This window comes from Halomonas sp. WWR20 (assembly GCF_054602495.1).
On the sequence record NZ_JBTRHR010000006.1, the window covers coordinates 79,014 to 98,415 of the forward strand.

The window sequence follows — 19,402 nt, forward strand, 5'->3', positions numbered from 1 at the left end:
TTCGCTTATAAAATATGCCCTATGTCACCCTCACCAACTATTGAGTTCAATAGACTGATTTAATTCAAGAAAACTTAACGAACATGCTGTATATGCACTCCTTCCAGTGGGCGGCGGTTTTCTCACATTAGGAGAAGTTCAAACTCCGTTATCATCCGTTACACTTAAACAAGAAAATCAACCCTCCGGGCAGCCAAAATGGTGATTGGCAACCACACGCTCACAGCCAATTCAAAATAAAAGCAGGTATGACTTAACAATGATAAGAAACGGATTTAAATAATAAATAAATTTTGCCTGAATTCCTCAACGGCACCTTATTCACCGGAACAGGGACAGTGATGATGGACCAGCGGAAGCGAATCGAAGATTACGGATTTATCAGTAACATGCGTACGGCAGCCTTGATCGATCGCCACGCCTCGATGGAATGGCTGTGCTTGCCCCGCTTCGATTCTGATGCCTGTTTCGCGGCCCTCGTCGGCAACCGTGAGAATGGTTACTGGCAGCTATCCCCCACCGGCGGGATTCGTTCGCAAAGCCGCCGTTACCGCGGCGAGACCCTGATTCTGGAAACGCTTTTCGAAACCGAGACCGGGAGCGTAGCCGTCATCGATTTTATGCCGCTCTCTTCTGAGAACGATTCCGTCGTCGACGTGGTACGCCTCGTCGAAGGCCGCCAGGGCGAAGTGGAAATGCAATCCAACGCCGCTTTCCGCTTCGGATACGGGCACGTCGCTCCTTGGTCGCATTGCCACAAGAAGGGTTTCAATGCCGTCGCCGGCCCGGACGGTCTACGCCTGGAGACACCGGTCACCCTGCATAACGAAAATCACATCATTCAAGGCACGTTCACGGTCAAGGCCGACGAGCGCGTCCCCTTCGTGCTGACCTGGTTCCGCTCGTACTGCACGCCGCCGCCGCCCCAAGATGCCGAACAGGCCTTGAAGAATACGTGCCAGTGGTGGCTCGAGTGGAGCAGTAAATGCCAAATTGACGACGAGTACCGTGAGCCGGTGGTCCGCTCATTGATCACTCTCAAGGCGCTGACTCATATCGAGACTGGAGGCATCATCGGTGCCGCTACGGCGTCTCTGCCTGAAGAGACGGGGGGTAAACTTAACTGGGATTACCGCTACACCTGGTTGCGCGATGCGACCTTTACGCTCTACGCCCTGCTGGCCTCGGGGTATCGGGAAGAAGCCTGTGCCTGGCGTCAATGGCTCCTGCGTGCAGTCGCCGGTGATCCCGACAAGCTGCAGCCGATCTATGGTATTGCCGGTGAGCGCCGCCTCCCCGAGCATGAGCTAGATTGGTTAGCAGGGTTCAATGGCAGCCAGCCAGTGCGTATCGGCAACAGCGCCTACCTACAGCGCCAGCTTGATATCTATGGTGAGGTCATGGACGGCCTGCATTTGGGCCGCATCAACCACATCGAGCCCAATGAGGATATCTGGAGCGTGCAGTGCCAACTGCTCGAATATCTCGAGGCACATTGGCAGGAAAAGGGCTCCAGCCTGTGGGAGCGGCGCAGCCATGAAGCGCATTACACCCATTCCAAGATCATGGCCTGGGTAGCGGTAGATCGCGCTATCAAGGGCGTCGAGAATTTCGGCCTCGAAGGTGATATCGAACGCTGGCGGGAATTGCGTCAGCGCATTCATGACGAAGTGTGCGAAAAGGGGTTTCATAAGCAACGCAATACTTTCGTACAGAGCTATGATTCAGACGCTCTGGATGCGGCCTTGCTACTGATTCCCCAGGTCGGCTTCCTGCCCGCCGAGGATCCCCGAGTAAAAGGCACGGTCGAGGCCATCCAAAAGGAACTGGTACATGATGGCTTCGTTTATCGTTTCGCTGATCGAAAAAAAGAGCATCACCTTACCGAGGGAGAAGGCGCCTTCGTGATCTGTAGCTTCTGGCTGGTCGATGCCCTGATTCTACTCGACCGCATTGACGAAGCGCGCGCAATATTTAACAGATTATTGTCTATTCGCAACGACTTGGGGCTGCTAGCCGAGGAATACCATCCTGTTCATGGCTATCAATTGGGTAACTTTCCTCAAGCTTTCTCTCATGTAGGACTTATCAACAGTGCGCACAATCTTAGCCGTGGCCAGACAGGGAAGAAAGGACCCGCGCAATCCCGTGGCGAGGAGTAACCGCCTTAAGGATCTGATATTCATTGTAATCAACCCAATATCGAGTTTTGACGCTCCATCTCGAGTGACGGCCAGGCGTCTCGCTTCGTTAACCAGTCAATATAAATCAGAACATGAACATGGCAGGCCAAGTGCGACGGGCCTCAAGTACATCGGCAGTTTACTTTCCAAACACCAGGGAGAACAAAACGCTGAATTTGTAAAATTATGTTAGAAATCACATCAAATTAACTTCTGTTATCTCTTTGGCTTCTGCAGGGCGTTATGCTTTCATTAATGACAGGAAGCCATTAGCCACGTACTGGGATGTACTCCGGCAGGATGCCGGCAGCAACGGAAGCTTTAAGCGACTGCGGTAGGAAACCGCAGATAGCACGAAGGACTCGTGCCGACAGGATGTCCTCAACACATGGATGAGTGTCCCATGCAGCGGCCGGCTCTCATGTGATTATCGGGCCGTGCCGCTGCTCTTATTAACGATTTTAGTTTAATCCATTTTTCCAGGTCTGCTAAAAGTTAATATTCTTGTGTACCTTCGATACAACTCAATCACCTCGCCTGCCTGAAACATAGGGTCAGGTCTCGATATTATTCCCCCTCCTTTTTAACATTCAGACTCATTAAACAAATAGTTTGATATGCTTATCGAGACCACTGGCTGTCCTTCCCTCTTCCCTCGCGGCTCGGGCTTACGTACTGTCTGAAAAATCGGCGATAAACGGACTGGGCTCGCATTCGAGTCTAGAAGGGGTAAATGAACTGATTTTCAACGCTGCATGAGTGAGCGCAGGCGTTTTCAGACATAACTTAGCAAGCCTCGCTGACCCCGGCTGGCGAGTGTCCAGCCCTGCCCTGTTTTTCTGCGAAGCCTCCGCCGACGAAGGGCCAATCTGAACGCAAGTAACGGAAATTAATGAAAAATTCAATTATGTTATAGAGCCAAGCACCGCACCGCTTTATCTTCGCCCTCAATCAGCTGCTTCCCCGCCGTAAGCAGACAGCTTCTTTTTGCCTAGGAGAATAGCTTGCTTACCCGTTTTATTCAGAAAATGGATAATTTTCAGAAGCACACCGCGGAGGAAATAGAGATTCTGGAGGACGCCGTTACCGGCGCCGTCGATGTTGAAAAAGGAGTCGATATCCTCAGCGAGCGAGAGAGGCCTGACGATGTTCAGCTTTTGCTCAAAGGATGGGCATGCCGCTACTCGGTCACTCGACAGGGCAAAGCCCAGATTATGGCCTATCTTCTGCCCGGCGATCTCTGTGACGTGCATGTCACTCTGCTTAATCGCATGATGGACCACTCGATCCGCACCCTTACACGTGCAAAAGTTGCATCCATGCCGCGCAAGAAGATAGAGCATATCATTGACAATCATCCTCGCCTTGCCCGTTCGCTCTTCTGGTCAGCCCTCGTTGACGAATCGATATTGCGCATGTGGTTACTCAATCTAGGTGCCCGGCCTGCCGACAAGCGTCTGGCCCATCTATTTTGCGAATTGCTGGTGCGTTCCCGGGCGGCTGGCTTGACTGAAGACCACAGCTTTTACTTGCCTTTGACCCAGGCGGAGTTGGGAGAAGCGATGGGAATCACCATCGTGCATACCAACAGGGTCATCCAGAAGCTGCGCAGTGAAGGCTTGGTGACTATCAAGCAGAAACATCTCACCATAAACGGCTGGGAAACACTGAAGTCATTTTCCGAATTCGAGTCGACTTACCTGCATCTGGAACGGGCAGACCCCAGTTTAGCGCGCGACCTTTAGACTTTAGACAAGCGCATGAAGCAAGAAGAGCAGCCCTTCCGGTTCCTCCTATCTGGCCAGTCGTGACACAACCTCACTTTGACAGCTCCCTTATTGTACAAGGAGGTTTGGCTCAGGGCCTTGACAATTTCAGGCCAAAAAATCACACAAGTAATTATTATTTTTACATTTTGTAAAAATAATAACCAACAAGATGTCCATCGTAAAATAAAGTAATATCATTAAAAAATTAATCTTTGTTAATCCACACTTTCTTTTAAAAGTTTAATCTTGCCAATAATAGCAAGGAGGCTATAAGCAGCGTACCCGGAAGTACATCGGCAGGATGCCGACCAGTAGCATTGGATGCTTTGCGACTGCAGTCAGGAATATTGCAGTATGGGGCACATAGGGACTCGTGCCGACAGGACGTCACCTCCACATGGACAGTACCCAATACAGCGGCCGGCTCCCACTTACCTTTTCGGGTCGCGCCGCTGTTCTTTTCTCTTTATCCTGCGTACCGTTACGGATTCACTACACGGCTGCGTGAGTCATACTTAACCCCGTCGCACGCGTTACGCTGTCTCTGTATACCTTAGCGTGGGGCGCTTCAGCTCAGCGAACTCTACAGTCTCCTTGTTTCCTGCCCCACTCGGCCGGCTTATCGCCAACTCCTGCAATTCGGCGGAAGCATTGACATGGAAAGCGGCGACTAATTCCCTCAATCGAGCAGCCTGCTCCTCGAGAGTGGAAGCCGCAGCGCTGGACTGTTGCACTAGAGTACTGTTCTGCTGCGTGGTGGAGTCCATTTCGGTAATGGCATTATTGATCTGCTCGATACCGCTACTCTGTTCGCGTGTCGCTGTAGAAACCTCGCTCATCAACGATGCCAGCCTGTAAATGACGGCTTCCGTTTCGCTTATGGTTTGACCGCCACGCTCAGCTTGCAAAGCACAAGTGTCGATCTTGGTACGTGTATCGCCCAGCATGCCTCGAATCTCCTTCGCGGACTCGGCACTACGACTGGCGAGTGCCCGCACCTCCGAGGCGACCACCGCAAATCCGCGTCCTTTATCCCCAGCACGGGCCGCCTCTACCGAAGCGTTCAAGGCCAGGATATTCGTCTGGAATGCGATAGAGTCGATCGTTTCTACGATCGAGTGCATACGATGTGAAGCCGCTGCCACCTCCTGCATCAGCGCAGCACTCCGCTTTATCTCCTCCCCGCTGCTCTGCGCCCGGCTAGAGGCATCGGTCGCCAGCGTATCCGCCTCCCTGACGGACTCGGTATTTTGCCTTACCGTCGCCGTCATTTCTTCCATGCTGGAAGCCGTTTCCTGTATAGCGGCGGCCTGTTGCTCGGTTCGTGCCGCCAATTCCTGACTGCCCTGCGCAATCTCGTTGGCGCCGGTCAGAACCGTCTCACTCGACTGTCGCAACGAAGTGACAAGGCGAGTGAGCGAACGGCTCATCTCTGCCATCGCTTGCAGCAAATCAGCCGTTTCGTCCTTTCCTGTCACGAGGACTTCTTGACGCAGATCCCCTTCGGCAACCCGTCTAGCCACCTCCAGGGCTCGATGCAGAGGAACGACGATACTACGCGTAATGGTATAGGCGAGTACAAAAGCTAGAATCAACGCAATGATAGCGAAGGTAAGTAACGTCCATAGAGAGCTTGAAAACTGCTTGTCGATCACCCTTTCAGCCACAGCAAGATTCTGTGCAGCAGTTTCGTTGATGGCTTCCGCCAGCTTTTCCAAATGGTAAATATCGTTTTTATAAACACCCAGTGCTTTATTGGCCTGCACCGTATCGGTGATGCTACCGCCTTGAATCTGCTGATAAACCGTCATGAAGCCTTCAGCATAATCTTGGAGAGCACCTTCAGCCTCTAGGTAGAGCTTGTCCAGCTTCTCGGAGGGGGACAAGGCAGCCCCAGTCTGGAGAGTATCAATTAAGCGCTGGCGAGAGTTCTCCCATTTCTTCTGATATGACAGGACCTTTTCCGCATCGCCTATATTGATAAAAGTATCTTTTTCATAGCGGCGCTCTTCCAAGGCCAGCTGTTGCACTAATGCAGCGTTAGAAACTAATTTAGCATCCACCTCCAAAGCCGTCTTGGCGGTATTCTCGACCGCCTGGAGGCCAAGCAAGCCTGCGCCTAAAACACCAATGAGAAGTAGCGAAATGACCCCGAAGGCCATACTAAGTCGAGTGCCAATCCTAAAACGAGACAACATAAATGAATCCTCCAACAGGATTAATCGTTACGCTTGTTATCGGCTGGCTCGAATAGAAGTTGAACATTCATTCATGCCGGGCATATTGCCAAATCCCTTTATAAGGAATTCGCGCTCCGCTCCCTCTGCTACTGCCTGCAAAAAAGAAAAGCCTTAATTAAACTGGGCTACTGTAATGGCGGTTACATGAGTTTTGTCTTTATTCGTCACGCTCATTGTGCTCCCCGCAATGCAAACTAATATTCTCTGTCTAGAATACCTACACTCACCCATGCGGCGTTAAACGTCTTTACTTTCACCGACTCTTGCCATGTCTGAGCGTCTCCCTCGCGATTGTCACATAGAGCATCTTTTATAGAGAACTTAAGTTTTGAATAAAGCCGGGTTCGCCAAAAGAAGCCCAGCTTTTAACGCCGGGCTTACCATAATTCATGCTGCTCGCTGTCTGGCTGGACTCGCTTAAAACTCGGCCCATTCTTGCGTTGCTTCGACTTTAGCAGCGGTTTTTCTCGAAGCCATTGGCGAAGATAGCCGATAATTGGACGCCACTGTCGTATTGCCCCGAGCCACTGAGGTAGAAATACTCAGATCATCAGTTCGGAAGGCCGCAATCAGTTCAGCCAGATGCTTCGCCTGGTCTTCGAGAGAGGCGGCAGCGGTGCTTGTCTGTCCCACCAAGGAGGCATTCTGTTGGGTTACTGAATCCATCTGCACCAGAGCCACATTGATCTGTTCAATGCCACTATTTTGTTCCCGCGTTGCGGTCGAAATCTCCTTCATCAGTTTCGACACCTGACGAATCGACTCCACGGTCCGGCTAATCGTCTGGCCGCTACGCTCTGCCTGCTCAGCTCCGCTGATGATCTGAGATGTCGTCGACTCGATCATCGTACGAATTTCCTTGGCCGATTCTGCACTGCGGCTCGCCAATGACCGCACCTCACTTGCCACCACCGCGAAGCCACGCCCCTGCTCTCCTGCTCGAGCAGCTTCGACTGAGGCATTGAGTGCCAGAATATTGGTTTGAAAGGCGATCGAGTCAATGACTTCCACAACCTCATTGATTTTTCGGGAGCTCGTTGCAATCGCTTGCATCAGCTCGACTGTACGCTGCACATCCGCTCCCCCCGCCTCGGCCGCTTCAGAAGCGCTGGCTGAGAGTCGATCGGCTTCCATTGCAGAGTCCGTATTCTGTCGGACGGCTGAAGCCATCTGCTCCATGCTGGAAGCTGTTTCCTGCAAGGCCGAGGCCTGTTCTTCGGTGCGCGACGATAGATCCTGGCTGCCGGTAGCAATATTACCTGCCCCGGTGAATACACTATCGCTGCTGCTACGCAGTGAACGAACCAAATCGCTGAGTTTGATCTGCATTTCCTTCAAGGCACTAAACAATTGCCCCATTTCGTTAGTACCACGATCTTCGATCTTCGCCGTTAGATTGCCTTGGGCGATTTGTTTGAAATGTTCGACGGCCTTGTCAAGCGGCTTCACGACTGTACGGATCATTCCCATCCGAACCACGATTGCCGTAGCCAATGCCAGAATAAGCAGTGCGATGCCAATGACCTCGACCACACTACTGGATTGGGCATCTTCGGCGAGCAGTAGATCGCCACGCTCCTCTACATAGTGGATGAAGCTTTCTACAGCAGCATCGAACGAGAGATATAACTCATTGATGCGTTCCTCTTGGCGAGCGACTTCGTCAAGGTCGTTTTTCTCCATCAGCGGACGCAGCGTGTCGACAACTATTGCAGTATAGGCCGAGTCGATTTTATCGACGTAGGGATCACGGCGGCTATCGTCGCTTACGGGTACTTGCTTGAAGCGATTATAGCGTTGTTCCGCTTGTTTGAGCGCACCTCTGGCACGTTGCAGCGCTTTATCAGCCGCGTCAGCCTGCCCTTGGCGAATATAGGTGGCATATTTATCCAGCATGACGCGCGCACGAAGCAGATTGACCTGCGTACGGTTAATGGTATTGCTCTGGACGAAGTTGATCTCCGATAGTTCATTGACCACTTTCGCGCTTATATGGTTGGAGTAGAATCCCAACCCGCTGATTGCTGCGATCATCAAAACCAAAACGGCCAGAGCCAAGGTTAGGCTCTTCTTGACCGATAGATTCGTCATGCTCATTTCTCGCCCTGAATGCTAAGTTTCGTGCGGCTGATCACCGGCACCCAAGCATCCCTATCGGCATTCTCGGCAGGAAGATAAGCTCAAGAACTAAAAATATAACGCGATGCGGGCCCGCCGCGCCTGGCTCACCATTACCCGGCGTACTGCAGCTAGCGGGCGTATCAGCAGCAGGCTATCGCTTGGCGGAAGGTCCGCCTATCGGCGCATTCAAACAAGTTCTTGTAAGCTCAGCGCCACGCTCGAGCGCATCGTGCTTGAACTGCATTGGATCTCTTTGATACGAACGCCCATATACGCCCCAGGCAGCGCATTACATCAGCTACTCCGTGGATGGATGACCTGCAGACTCACCGAGACCCAGGGCGATGCGTTCGTATACGCAGCCCCGAGAAGCGGCGCCACTAAGGCCGACATGACCCAGCAGTGCGATGAAAATGGTTTAAGCCAATGGACAGGACGTTCCGCAGACGATTGAGAAGCTGCTCGACCTATAGGCTTTCGCAGATATATTCCCAGAATCGTCCCCTACAGCCAGATACGAAGAAGGGGAACCAAGCTAAATGCTTGATTCCCCTTCGGAATTCTTGGCGGAGAGGGAGGGATTCGAACCCTCGAAGCCTTTCGACTTACACACTTTCCAGGCGTGCTCCTTCGACCACTCGGACACCTCTCCGCATTCTCGCTCTGCCGGCTCGCGTGCTGCTTGCCCTTCAGAACGGCGCAAATGGTAACGAGCTAAGCTGCGGTTTGCAAGCCATTTTCCTGTTTCAGGCATTATCTCTGACAGGCAGTACCGCATAGCTGCCTTCGGCTTCCAGACAGAGCTGGTGCCCGCAGTACACACGTTGCATCAGCACGATACGTCCCCGGTTTTTGGCCGTGAGGCTTTCCATAAGACGCATCGCGGCAGCAGTCTCCACGGGGCTACAAGCCAAGCGATAGTCAGCCGTCACCGGTGCGAGGAAGCGTTGGCGCGCCTCGGCGACGACCACATCCTGAACGCGCCCATGAGCACGCAGCCAGAGCGTGGTCCAGGCCCAGCCGATCAGAGTGGTTTGCGCCGTCAGCGCACCGCCGAATCCCGTCCCCTTGTCGTTGAGATTCGGGGTTAGGGAAAGATCCCAAACCAAGGTGTCCTTCTCCCAGCACATGCCGTTCAACCCGAGCTGACCGACAAGCGGAATCGCCTGTTCGAGCCAGTCGCCAAACGCAACAAGGTCTTCCTCCTGCCCCGCCGGGGGCAGCGCCAAGCGTGGATAGGCAACACCCGGCTGTCTCATCGGTGTCTGGTACTCCGCCGGCCCGCGCGCATGGGATCAGGTCCAGCGTTCGACATAGTCGCTGGGGTCACGGCTCGGTACCGGCTTATGCCGCCCGCCGAGATGGCCGAGATAGAGGAAGCCGACGATTTCATCGTCCCTGTCGAGCCCTAGCCCGGTGCGCACGGTCTCGTCGAAGGCAAAGGTACCGGTACGCCACATACCGCCAAGTCCGAGCGCCTGGGCGGCCAGCAGGATGTTCTGGGCAGCACATCCTGCCGAAAGGACCTGCTCTATCGGGGGTACCTTGGGAAGGTCCGGCACTACCTTGGCGATCACCGCGATGATCATCGGCGCCCGCTTGGGCTTCTTGCGCACCGAGTCGAGCGCTTTTTCGTCCGCTTGAGGATCCTTGTTGCGCTCCGCCTCGGCGAACAGGTCGCCCAAACGATCCAGCCCTTCCCCACTAAACTCGATGAAGCGCCACGGCGTGAGTTCCTTGTGGTCCGGCGCACGCAGGGCGGCGCGGTACATGGCGTCGAGCTGCTCGGCATCGGGGGGCGGTCCTGATAGCTTACCCATCGAGCTGCGTTCGTGCAGTAGCGTCATTGCGTCCAAGAGAGATCTCCTTTCCTGCTCAAACTTAATCGAGAATCCTTCTCACTCTAACACGTTCACTGCGCTGTCGCCGCCTGCCCAGGCAACAGCGCAGATAGACATCACTGCCGCGCCAGACGCATCGGCTCGGGAGGACGTTCACCGGGCGTGGCGCGCCAGGGGCTGATATCCAGCCCGCCTCGACGCACGTAACGGGCCAGCACCAACAAGCGCTCGGGCCTGGCGCGGTCCATCAGGTCGACGAACAGATGCTCCACGCAGTGCTCGTGAAAGTCCTGGTGTTGGCGGTAGGAGACCAGATACTTCAACAGGCCTTCACGCTCGAGCCTGGGGCCGCGATAACGAATCATCACGCTGCCCCAATCGGGCTGGCCGGTGACCGGGCAATTGGACTTGAGCAAATGCGAGTAGAGCGTTTCCTCGACGACCTCCTCACCCACACGGATCAGACCAGGGTCGGGGGCGTAGTCGCGCATCTCGATATCGAGATGATCCAGACACTCGCCGGGCAGACGGCGCGGCATCAGCGCCTCGTCGTCGACATCGAACAGGGCGATATCCAGCCTCGCGCCGGCAGCGGCGGAGAGATCGCGCTGCAGCGTCTCGGCGACCTGTTCGCGGCTGGAAAAGTGCGATTGATTGAAGCTGTTGAGATAGAGCTTCCACGACTTGGACTCGATCAGATTGGGCGAGGCCGCCGGCAGGCGAAAACGCGCTACCGCCACCACCGGCTTGCCCTTGGGGTCGAGCCAGGAGAGTTCGAAGGCGTGCCATTCGTCCTCACCGATGAACGGCAGCTCATGATCGACAAGCCCCAGCGGCGCTCGGTTGGCAGCGCGCGGGATCGGATAAAGCAAGCCCGCATCGTAACGCTCGGGGTAGGCGGACTCCCGGCCCAGCGGCGCATCCAGTAGTGTCTCGGGTCGATGGCTCATGTCTAGCTCCTGATCCCCTTGCCGCGGTCCAGCATCCACAAGGCGATAGCGAACAACACGACGATAAAGGCGGCGATCGTCACCAGCGCACCGCCCACGGCGATATCGGACACGCCGAGGATGCCGTAGCGAAATGCGTTGACCATGTACAGGATGGGGTTGGCCATCGACACGCCTTGCCAGAACTCCGGCAGCATGTTGATCGAGTAGAATACCCCGCCCAGATAGGTCAACGGTGTCAACACGAAGATCGGCACGATGGAAATATCGTCGAACTTGTGCGCCACCAGCGCGTTGATGAAGCCGCCGATCGAAAACAATGCCGCAGTCATCAGTACCACACTCAGGGTGACCAGCGGGTGATGAATCGACAGATCGGTGAAGAACATCGATACCACGGTGACGATGATGCCGACCCCCAGACCGCGAGCCATGCCGCCGATGACGAATCCGGCCAGGATGACCCAGTTGGGCATCGGCGACACCATCATCTCCTCCACGCTGCGCTGGAACTTGTTGGAGAAGAATGACGAGGCCACGTTGGAGTAGCTGTTGGTGATCACCGACATCATGATCAGGCCGGGAACGATGTAGTCCATGTAGCTGATGCCATCCATCTCGCCGATACGCGAACCGATCAGGTTACCGAAGATGATGAAGTACATCGCCATGGTGATCGAGGGCGGCAGCAGAGTCTGCGGCCAGATACGCGTAAAGCGGCGCACTTCCTTGGTGATCATCGTCCACAGCGCAATCCAGGTCTGCCAGGCGTTCATGAACGTACCTCCGCGACCTGGGCGGTTCTACCGCTCTCGATGTTGGCGTTCTCGACCATCGATACGAACATTTCCTCCAGGCGGTTGGCGCGGTTACGCATGGACGTCACCGTGAAGCCCTGCGCGGACAGCTGGGCAAAAGCATCGTTGAGCTGCTGGCCGCGCTTTACCGCCAGGGCAAGCTGGGCATCGTCGACCTTACTGACCTCGAATCCGTCGAGCATGGGCGCTTCGTGTACCGGGCGAGCCAGATCGAGCAGAAAGGTCTCGGTATCGAGCTTGGCCAACAGCTCCCGCACGCTGGTGTTCTGCACAATATCGCCATGGTTGATGATGGCGATGTTGCGACACAGACTTTCGGCTTCTTCGAGGTAGTGTGTGGTCAGGATAATGGTGGTGCCTTCCTGATTGATGCGGCGCATGAATTCCCACATGCTGCGTCGCAACTCGATATCGACCCCCGCGGTGGGCTCGTCGAGAATCAGCAATCGGGGCCGGTGGATCAGCGCCCGCGCGATCATCAGACGTCGCTTCATGCCGCCGGAAAGCATCCGGGCACCCCCCTTGCGCTTGTCCCATAATCCGAGGTCGGTCAGCAGCTGCTTGGCGCGGGGCTTGGCTTCCTTCATCGGCATGCCGTAATAGCCCGCCTGGGTGAGGACGATATCCTCGACTTTCTCGAACTGATTGAAATTGAATTCTTGAGGGACCACGCCCAGATGATACTTCGCCTTGGCAAACTCCCGGTCGATATCGAGTCCGAAAATCTTGACCTGGCCCGCCGTTTTCTGGACTAGCGAGCACACGATACCCAGCGTGGTGGATTTGCCTGCCCCGTTGGGGCCAAGCAGCGCAAAAAAGTCGCCCTGGGCGACATCGAGATCAATGCCCTTAAGAGCATGAAAGCCATTACCGTAGACCTTGGTCAGTCCACGAATGGAGAGTGCCGGTTCCGCCATCAAGCGCACCTATTTATCAGCCGAAGAAGCCACTGGCCATTTTAAGGAGCCGTTTCCTCAGAAAGGACCGTTAGCCAAATAAGCAATACGAAAGGACATAGATGATGCGGGCAAATACGAAAAAATCAACGCCGAGTTTGCTGCAAGCCCGCGGAATCACCGATTGACGTAGCGAAGGAGCAGAGATTGCCGTAGCGAAATGCATTTGTCAGAGCGGACTGGAGGGATGGAGCGGGAAACGAGATTCGACCGGGCTGGCGTTCCAGCTCGCGACCTTCGCTGCCTACTCTGCCGCTGCCAAGCGGTGCATGGAGCGGGAAACGAGATCCGACCGGGCTGGCGTTCCAGCTCGCGACCTTCGCTGCCTACTCTGCCGCTGCCAAGCGGTGCATGGAGCGGGAAACGAGATTCGAACTCGCGACCCCAACCTTGGCAAGGTTGTGCTCTACCACTGAGCTATTCCCGCATCACGAAGAGAGATCGAGTTCAGAGACTCGTTCAGCTTGCGCTGAAAAACATGACGAAGTGGCGTCCCATAGGGGGTTCGAACCCCTGTTACCGCCGTGAAAGGGCGGTGTCCTAGGCCACTAGACGAATGGGACGCATGGAGCGGGAAACGAGATTCGACCGGGCTGGCGATCCAGCTCGCGACCCTCATTGCCTACCCTAACCGCTGCCAAACAATATATGGAGCGGGAAACGAGATTCGAACTCGCGACCCCAACCTTGGCAAGGTTGTGCTCTACCACTGAGCTATTCCCGCAGTACTTGCCATATTCTGGCATACAACCTGACTTACCGGAAAGTGGCGTCCCATAGGGGGTTCGAACCCCTGTTACCGCCGTGAAAGGGCGGTGTCCTAGACCACTAGACGAATGGGACGCATTGGAGCGGAAAACGTGATCCGACCGGGCTGGCGTTCCAGCTCGCGACCCTCATTGCCTGCCCTACCACTGCCAAACGATATATGGAGCGGGAAACGAGATTCGAACTCGCGACCCCAACCTTGGCAAGGTTGTGCTCTACCACTGAGCTATTCCCGCACTCCGGTACCCGATAAGGTGAGGTGGCGTCCCATAGGGGGTTCGAACCCCTGTTACCGCCGTGAAAGGGCGGTGTCCTAGGCCACTAGACGAATGGGACGCAATGCCGCTTGCCTCATCAAGGTGGCGCGTATGGTACTGAGCGCGGCTTTTGCTGTCAAGCACCGAGTCGTGTCGATACTCGCCACCCTTGCTTGCCCCTGACAGGGCAAGTCTTGGAAGCCCATGGCCTCGGAGGATTTTATGGGCTAACGTCACCACAAGAGTGTAACCGTCAATGAGGCCGTGAATCTACCGCGTGGCGGTATTAGGAGGAAGTATGAGCAAGATCGAGAAAAGCGATGCCCAATGGCGCGAGCAGCTCACCCCCGAGCAGTATCATGTGACCCGCGAGAAAGGCACCGAGCGTCCGTTTACCGGGGATTATCAGGTCAGCAAGGAACAGGGGCTCTACCACTGCGTATGTTGCGGTGCGCCATTATTCGAGAACGAACATAAATTCGAGTCCAGCTGTGGCTGGCCAAGTTTCGATCGCCCCCTGGCGGATGCCAGCGTGGAAGAACACCTCGACACGACTCATGGCATGCGGCGTATCGAGGTGACCTGCCGTCGCTGTGATGCCCACCTGGGGCATGTATTTCCCGACGGCCCTCACGAGTCGACCGGTCTACGCTACTGCATCAATTCCGTGGCGCTGGATTTTCGTCCCGCGGAGTAACCCTGCCCCAGCAATGACCTGCATCGGCCGGCCAGGCTTCTGTTAGAATGGCCGGCCGTTCGCATAGGCAGAGGGAAGCGGCATGTTAGGTTGGTATCCAGGACACATGAACAAGGCGCGCCGCCAGATTAAGGAGGCATTGCCGGAGATCGACGTAGTGCTCGAGGTGCTCGACGCACGCCTGCCCTACTCCAGCGCCAACCCCATGCTCGCCGAGCTGACCGAGCATAAGCCGGTGCTCAAGATCCTTTCGCGCGCCGACCTGGCCGACCCAGCACTGACCGAGGCGTGGGTCGCGTATTTCGACGCCCAGCCCGGCACGCGCGCGCTGGCGGTGACGACTACCGATGCCCGCGAACTCAAGCGCATCCCCAAGCTCTGTCATGAACTGGCCGGACAGGTGCGCGCCGATCGTGACGTCCGGGTCATGGTGATGGGCATTCCCAATGTCGGCAAATCGACGCTCATCAACGGTTTGGCCGGCAGGAAGATCGCCAAGACCGGCAACGAGCCGGCGGTGACCAAGCGCCAGCAGAAGATCCGCCTCGAGGGCCGCATCGCCCTGACCGACACCCCCGGCGTACTGTGGCCGAAGATCGAGAATCAGGCCAGCGCCTACCGCCTGGCAGCCAGCGGCGCGATCCGCGACACCGCTATCGATTATCTCGATGTCGCCATGGTGGCCGCCGCCGAACTGGCCAAGCGCTATCCCGACGCGCTCCAGACCCGCTACAAGCTCAGCGAGCTACCGCCCTACACGCCTCACGCCGAGGCCGACAAGGTCGAAGCCGACGGCCCCCAGCGGGTGGATCTGCTGGCACTGGCCGGCTTCGATGGTCAGGCGATCGTCAAGGAAGTAGCGCGCAAGCGCGGCGGGCTGCGCCCGGGCGGCGAACCCGACCTGCATCGCGGTGCCGAAGTCCTGCTGCACGAGATGCGCGACGGCAAGCTCGGCCGCCTGACGTTGGAGACACCGCAGGATATTCCCGTGTCCGAGCCGCAAGACGCGGAAAACGATACGCCGCGAGCCGGAGAAAACGTCAGCGGAGAATAAATCTTTGCGCCACACCGTTCCGCTCTTGCACGCCGCCTATGCCAAGGTATTCTGATGGACGGCGTGCAGCCCGCCCCGACAACGTTTGAGACACAACGCGTCACTTCCCATACGGCTGCGCAGCATACGGAAACTCCATGGACACTCCGATCAGGAAATCGCACAAGCTCGACAATGTCTGTTACGACATCCGCGGCCCGGTACTCGATCATGCCAAGCGCCTCGAGGACGAGGGTCAGCGCATTCTCAAGCTCAACATCGGCAACCCCGCACCCTTCGGCTTCGAAGCCCCGGAGGAGATTCTGCAGGATGTCATGCGCAACTTGCCGACGGCCCAGGGCTACTGCGATTCCAAGGGGCTGTACTCGGCGCGCAAGGCGATCATGCAAGAGTGTCAGCGCAAGAGCATTCCCGGTGTCGGCGTTGAGGATATCTATATCGGTAACGGCGTTTCCGAGCTGATCGTCATGGCCATGCAGGCGCTGCTCAACGACGGCGACGAATTGCTGATTCCCGCTCCCGACTATCCGCTATGGACCGCCGCCGCCAACCTCGCCGGTGGCCACCCCGTACATTACATGTGCGACGAGCAGGCCGGCTGGGCACCGGACCTCGCCGATATCCGCGACAAGATCACCAGCCACACCAAGGCAATCGTGCTGATCAACCCCAACAACCCCACCGGGGCGGTCTACCCCCCCGAAGTGGTCAAGGAACTGCTGGCGATCGCCCGCCAGCACGACCTGGTGGTGTTTTCCGACGAAATCTACGACAAGATCCTCTACGACGGTATCGAACACGCCTCCACCGGGGCGCTGGCCGACGAGGATCAGCTAGTGGTGACCATGAACGGCCTGTCGAAGAGCTATCGTTGCGCCGGTTTTCGTTCCGGCTGGATGATTCTCTCGGGCAATGTCGGCAAGCAGCGCGCTGCCGATTTCATTCAGGGTCTTACCATGCTGGCCTCGATGCGCCTGTGCGCCAATGTCCCGGCTCAGCATGCCATCCAGACCGCACTCGGCGGCTATCAGTCGATCAACGATCTGGTACTGCCGGGGGGCCGGCTGCTCGCCCAACGCGACATTACCTTCGAGAAGCTCAATGCGATTCCCGGGGTTTCCTGTACCAAGCCTCAGGGCGCGCTGTATGCCTTTCCGCGGCTCGACCCCAAGGTTTACAACATTCAGGATGATCAGAAACTGGTGCTCGATCTTCTCCTGCAGGAGAAGATTCTGCTGGTCCAGGGCACGGCCTTCAACTGGCCGGAACCCGATCACGTGCGTATCGTCACCCTACCCTGGGCCGAACAGCTTGAGGATGCGCTGGATCGCTTCGCGCGGTTTTTGTCACGCTATCGCCAATAATCCCGCCACGCTGTCAAGCGGGCCATTTAAACGCTCGTCGTCATGGCCCGCTTGAAACCTAACGGCTCTGCACGTATCTAAGAGCCCAACAAACCGATCTATTTCCTGACGACCGAGGGATTCCTTCGATGATGCGAATCATCCTGTTTTTGGCGACTAACCTCGCCGTGGTGCTGGTAGCCAGCATTACCCTGCGTCTGCTGGGGGTTGAGCCGTATCTCAACGCCAACGGGCTGAACATGAACAGCCTGCTGATCTTCTGTTTCGTATTCGGCATGGCCGGCTCGCTGGTCTCGCTGTTCCTGTCGAAGCCCATGGCCAAGATGAGCACGCGGGCGCAGGTCATCGAACAGCCGCGCGACGCCACCGAACAGTGGCTGCTCGATACCGTGGGCGAACTGTCGCGTGACGCGGGTATCCGTATGCCCCAGGTGGCCATCTTCCCCGCTCAGCAGTCCAACGCCTTCGCCACCGGCTGGAACAAGAACGATGCCCTGGTCGCGGTCTCCGCCGGGCTGCTCAACCGCATGCGGCCGGAGGAGATCCGCGCGGTACTGGCGCATGAGATCGGCCACGTCTCCAACGGTGACATGGTCACCCTGGCGCTGATTCAGGGCGTGCTCAATACCTTTGTGATGTTCTTCGCGCGAGTGGTCGCCCAGTTGCTCGATAGCTTTCTGCGTCGCGATGAGAATGGCGGCGGCCTGGGCTTCATGGGGTATTTTGCGGTGGTCATCGTCGCCGAGATCGTCTTCGGCCTAGTCGCCTCGATCATCGTCGCCTGGTTCTCGCGCTTTCGCGAGTATCGCGCCGATGCCGCCGGTGCCAAGCTCGCCGGCAGCGGCGCCATGATCAACGCCTTGGCGCGGCTCAAGGCCGAAACCCAGTTACCCGATCAGATGCCGGATACCTTGACGGCTTTCGCGATCACTACCGGCCAGACCCGCAAGATCATGGAGCGACTATTCGCCAGTCACCCGCCGCTGGACGATCGCATCCGTGCGCTCAAGGAGTCCGCCTACCGTCAGTAACGTCAGACGGCCACTGCCTTAACGCCAAGACCCGCCATTCGGCGGGTCTTGTTTTTCTACGCGGTAGCGATAGCGGTAGCGGTGAGTAAGCGCTACTTGCTGGCCAACTTGAGGTTGAAGCCGAAACCCTCGAGCGCCTCGCGCAGATCCGCCGCATTCTTGGTGAGTTCCACCCGCAGCGTGAAAAACTCACGGCGCGTTGGGTACTCGGCACGGTAAGCGTCGAAACCGGCGGCCATGCCCATACGTCGGCGATAATGATCGAACGCCAGCATGTCGCGGCGCACGTCGTAGCAGGCCCGAGCGCATAGCGATAGCGCCTCCAGCGGCGGCGCCCAGTTGTTGAGCACGATCTTGCGCAGCCAGGGTTCAGGCTTGAGCTGGCCGAGCTTCTTGCGGGCCGGCAGGCCGAAGTAACGCATCGCCGCCTGGTAAACCATCTCGGTGCCACGCATCTTGCCATCCATGCTGTAACCGGCGATATGCGGCGTGGCGATATCCACCAGCGTATACAGCGTCTCGTCGATGTCCGGCTCGCACTCCCAGACGTCGAGCACGGTGCGTAGATCGTTATGCGCCTGCAGACGCTCGCGCAGTGCGGCGTTGTCGAGACAAGCGCCACGTCCGGCGTTGATCAGCACGCAGCCGGGCTTCAACGCCTGGATGCGTTCGCGGTTCATCAGATGATAGGTCGCATGCGGTCCACTCTCGATCAACGGCGTATGCAGGCACAGGATATCGGCGCGCTCGATCACGCTGTCGAGGTCGGCAAAACCCTGCGCACCTTCGTTTTCGGCACGTGGCGGATCGCAGAGCAGACAGTTGACGTCGAGTTCGTCGAGGCGTGCATGAAGCCGCTGGCCTACGTTACCCACGCCGACGATACCTACCGTCTTGCCGGATAACGAAAATCCCTCCTCCTCGGCCAGCAGTAGCAAGCTCGACAAGACGTAGTCGACCACCGAGTCGGCATTGCACCCCGGGGCACTGGCGAACCCGATGCGCTGCTGTGCCAGATACGCTGTATCGATGTGGTCGGTGCCGATGGTGCAAGTCCCCACGAAGCGTACCCGGGAGCCGTGCAATAGTGCCGCATCGACCCGCGTGATGGAGCGTACAAGCAGTACGTCATACGGGTGTACGGCATCCGCCGTGATCGCCCGGCCAGGCAGGCGGGTAATCTCCCCCAGCTCACCGAAGAATTCCTCGGCCAAGGGTATGTTTTCATCCACCAAGATGCGCATGATGACGTCATCTCTCCTTGTTCAACTGCCGGAGGCAGTTAAAATGGCGTTCGTTTTGACAAGCCACCGCGCACGCTACGCCCCACGTTAGCCGAGGCGGCAGCTCTGG

At 56.8% G+C, this 19,402-nt stretch carries 14 protein-coding genes and 7 tRNA genes; 6 read left to right on the forward strand and 15 right to left on the reverse strand.

Going from position 1 to position 19,402, the window contains the following annotated elements; all coding sequences use genetic code 11:
• The first annotated feature begins 344 nt into the window (after positions 1-344).
• Together ACW4DH_RS12540 and ACW4DH_RS12545 are read left to right on the forward strand one after the other, a co-directional pair.
• Entirely contained in the window at positions 345-2,162 is a 1,818-nt protein-coding gene (locus ACW4DH_RS12540; protein ID WP_459636737.1) for a glycoside hydrolase family 15 protein, read from the forward strand.
• A gap of 1,025 nt (positions 2,163-3,187) precedes the next feature.
• Entirely contained in the window at positions 3,188-3,928 is a 741-nt protein-coding gene (locus ACW4DH_RS12545) for a Crp/Fnr family transcriptional regulator (RefSeq protein ID WP_459636738.1), read from the forward strand.
• Between the two features lie 557 nt (positions 3,929-4,485).
• Here ACW4DH_RS12545 and ACW4DH_RS12550 read toward each other — a convergent pair.
• The 14 genes from ACW4DH_RS12550 to ACW4DH_RS12615 form a co-directional block, all read right to left on the reverse strand.
• The gene (locus ACW4DH_RS12550; RefSeq protein WP_459636739.1) at positions 4,486-6,114 is read right to left on the reverse strand and encodes a methyl-accepting chemotaxis protein; all 1,629 of its coding nucleotides are present in this window, start codon (positions 6,112-6,114) and stop codon (positions 4,486-4,488) included.
• Between the two features lie 495 nt (positions 6,115-6,609).
• Positions 6,610-8,283: a methyl-accepting chemotaxis protein gene (locus ACW4DH_RS12555; RefSeq protein WP_459636740.1), complete on the reverse strand. Its 1,674-nt coding sequence runs from the start codon at positions 8,281-8,283 to the stop codon at positions 6,610-6,612.
• 594 nt (positions 8,284-8,877) lie between these two features.
• Positions 8,878-8,965 (reverse strand) — tRNA-Ser (locus ACW4DH_RS12560).
• Positions 8,966-9,059: 94 nt separating this feature from the next.
• Positions 9,060-9,572 (reverse strand): YiiD C-terminal domain-containing protein, encoded by a 513-nt coding sequence (locus ACW4DH_RS12565; protein ID WP_459636741.1) that lies wholly within the window; start codon positions 9,570-9,572, stop codon positions 9,060-9,062.
• A gap of 36 nt (positions 9,573-9,608) precedes the next feature.
• Complete coding sequence (locus ACW4DH_RS12570) at positions 9,609-10,169, reverse strand: nitroreductase family protein (RefSeq protein ID WP_459636742.1); 561 nt, start codon at positions 10,167-10,169, stop codon at positions 9,609-9,611.
• Positions 10,170-10,270: 101 nt separating this feature from the next.
• Positions 10,271-11,104: an NADPH-dependent 7-cyano-7-deazaguanine reductase QueF gene (queF, locus tag ACW4DH_RS12575; protein WP_459636743.1), complete on the reverse strand. Its 834-nt coding sequence runs from the start codon at positions 11,102-11,104 to the stop codon at positions 10,271-10,273.
• A gap of 2 nt (positions 11,105-11,106) precedes the next feature.
• Positions 11,107-11,880 (reverse strand): ABC transporter permease, encoded by a 774-nt coding sequence (locus tag ACW4DH_RS12580; protein ID WP_459636744.1) that lies wholly within the window; start codon positions 11,878-11,880, stop codon positions 11,107-11,109.
• A complete protein-coding gene (locus tag ACW4DH_RS12585) occupies positions 11,877-12,839 on the reverse strand; it encodes an ABC transporter ATP-binding protein (RefSeq protein WP_459636745.1) in 963 nt (320 codons plus the stop codon). Before ACW4DH_RS12585 ends, ACW4DH_RS12580 begins: the two co-directional genes overlap by 4 nt.
• Positions 12,840-13,230: 391 nt before the next feature.
• Positions 13,231-13,305: transfer RNA gene (locus ACW4DH_RS12590), tRNA-Gly, on the reverse strand.
• A gap of 60 nt (positions 13,306-13,365) precedes the next feature.
• Positions 13,366-13,441 (reverse strand) — tRNA-Glu (locus tag ACW4DH_RS12595).
• Between the two features lie 86 nt (positions 13,442-13,527).
• Positions 13,528-13,602, reverse strand: a tRNA-Gly gene (locus tag ACW4DH_RS12600).
• 43 nt (positions 13,603-13,645) lie between these two features.
• Positions 13,646-13,721 (reverse strand) — tRNA-Glu (locus ACW4DH_RS12605).
• Positions 13,722-13,807: 86 nt separating this feature from the next.
• A tRNA-Gly gene (locus tag ACW4DH_RS12610) sits at positions 13,808-13,882 on the reverse strand.
• Between the two features lie 24 nt (positions 13,883-13,906).
• Positions 13,907-13,982 (reverse strand) — tRNA-Glu (locus ACW4DH_RS12615).
• A 219-nt stretch (positions 13,983-14,201) separates the two neighbouring features.
• Between ACW4DH_RS12615 and msrB the strand changes: the two genes are divergently transcribed.
• The 4 genes from msrB to htpX all read left to right on the forward strand — a co-directional run bounded on the left by msrB (position 14,202) and on the right by htpX (position 18,049).
• A complete protein-coding gene (gene msrB, locus ACW4DH_RS12620; RefSeq protein ID WP_459636746.1) occupies positions 14,202-14,600 on the forward strand; it encodes a peptide-methionine (R)-S-oxide reductase MsrB in 399 nt (132 codons plus the stop codon).
• 82 nt (positions 14,601-14,682) lie between these two features.
• On the forward strand, positions 14,683-15,654 hold the full coding sequence (gene ylqF, locus ACW4DH_RS12625) for a ribosome biogenesis GTPase YlqF (RefSeq protein ID WP_459636747.1): 972 nt from the start codon (positions 14,683-14,685) through the stop codon (positions 15,652-15,654).
• A gap of 137 nt (positions 15,655-15,791) precedes the next feature.
• Positions 15,792-17,018: a pyridoxal phosphate-dependent aminotransferase gene (locus ACW4DH_RS12630; protein WP_459636748.1), complete on the forward strand. Its 1,227-nt coding sequence runs from the start codon at positions 15,792-15,794 to the stop codon at positions 17,016-17,018.
• 128 nt (positions 17,019-17,146) lie between these two features.
• A complete protein-coding gene (htpX, locus tag ACW4DH_RS12635; protein ID WP_459636749.1) occupies positions 17,147-18,049 on the forward strand; it encodes a protease HtpX in 903 nt (300 codons plus the stop codon).
• 92 nt (positions 18,050-18,141) lie between these two features.
• On the opposite strand, the gene pdxB is transcribed toward htpX, so the two are convergent.
• Complete coding sequence (gene pdxB, locus ACW4DH_RS12640; protein ID WP_459636750.1) at positions 18,142-19,293, reverse strand: 4-phosphoerythronate dehydrogenase PdxB; 1,152 nt, start codon at positions 19,291-19,293, stop codon at positions 18,142-18,144.
• Positions 19,294-19,402 lie beyond the last annotated feature (109 nt).

What these genes read in the sequence shown, in the direction of transcription:
- ylqF (WP_459636747.1), top strand. Translation starts at nt 14,683, where the DNA reads ATGTTAGGTTGGTATCCAGGACACATGAACAAGGCGCGCCGCCAGATT.
- ACW4DH_RS12555 (WP_459636740.1), bottom strand. Translation starts at nt 8,283, where the DNA reads ATGACGAATCTATCGGTCAAGAAGAGCCTAACCTTGGCTCTGGCCGTT.
- ACW4DH_RS12630 (WP_459636748.1), top strand. Translation starts at nt 15,792, where the DNA reads ATGGACACTCCGATCAGGAAATCGCACAAGCTCGACAATGTCTGTTAC.
- ACW4DH_RS12540 (WP_459636737.1), top strand. Translation starts at nt 345, where the DNA reads ATGGACCAGCGGAAGCGAATCGAAGATTACGGATTTATCAGTAACATG.
- queF (WP_459636743.1), bottom strand. Translation starts at nt 11,104, where the DNA reads ATGAGCCATCGACCCGAGACACTACTGGATGCGCCGCTGGGCCGGGAG.
- ACW4DH_RS12585 (WP_459636745.1), bottom strand. Translation starts at nt 12,839, where the DNA reads ATGGCGGAACCGGCACTCTCCATTCGTGGACTGACCAAGGTCTACGGT.
- msrB (WP_459636746.1), top strand. Translation starts at nt 14,202, where the DNA reads ATGAGCAAGATCGAGAAAAGCGATGCCCAATGGCGCGAGCAGCTCACC.
- pdxB (WP_459636750.1), bottom strand. Translation starts at nt 19,293, where the DNA reads ATGCGCATCTTGGTGGATGAAAACATACCCTTGGCCGAGGAATTCTTC.
- ACW4DH_RS12580 (WP_459636744.1), bottom strand. Translation starts at nt 11,880, where the DNA reads ATGAACGCCTGGCAGACCTGGATTGCGCTGTGGACGATGATCACCAAG.
- ACW4DH_RS12550 (WP_459636739.1), bottom strand. Translation starts at nt 6,114, where the DNA reads ATGGCCTTCGGGGTCATTTCGCTACTTCTCATTGGTGTTTTAGGCGCA.
- htpX (WP_459636749.1), top strand. Translation starts at nt 17,147, where the DNA reads ATGATGCGAATCATCCTGTTTTTGGCGACTAACCTCGCCGTGGTGCTG.
- ACW4DH_RS12565 (WP_459636741.1), bottom strand. Translation starts at nt 9,572, where the DNA reads ATGAGACAGCCGGGTGTTGCCTATCCACGCTTGGCGCTGCCCCCGGCG.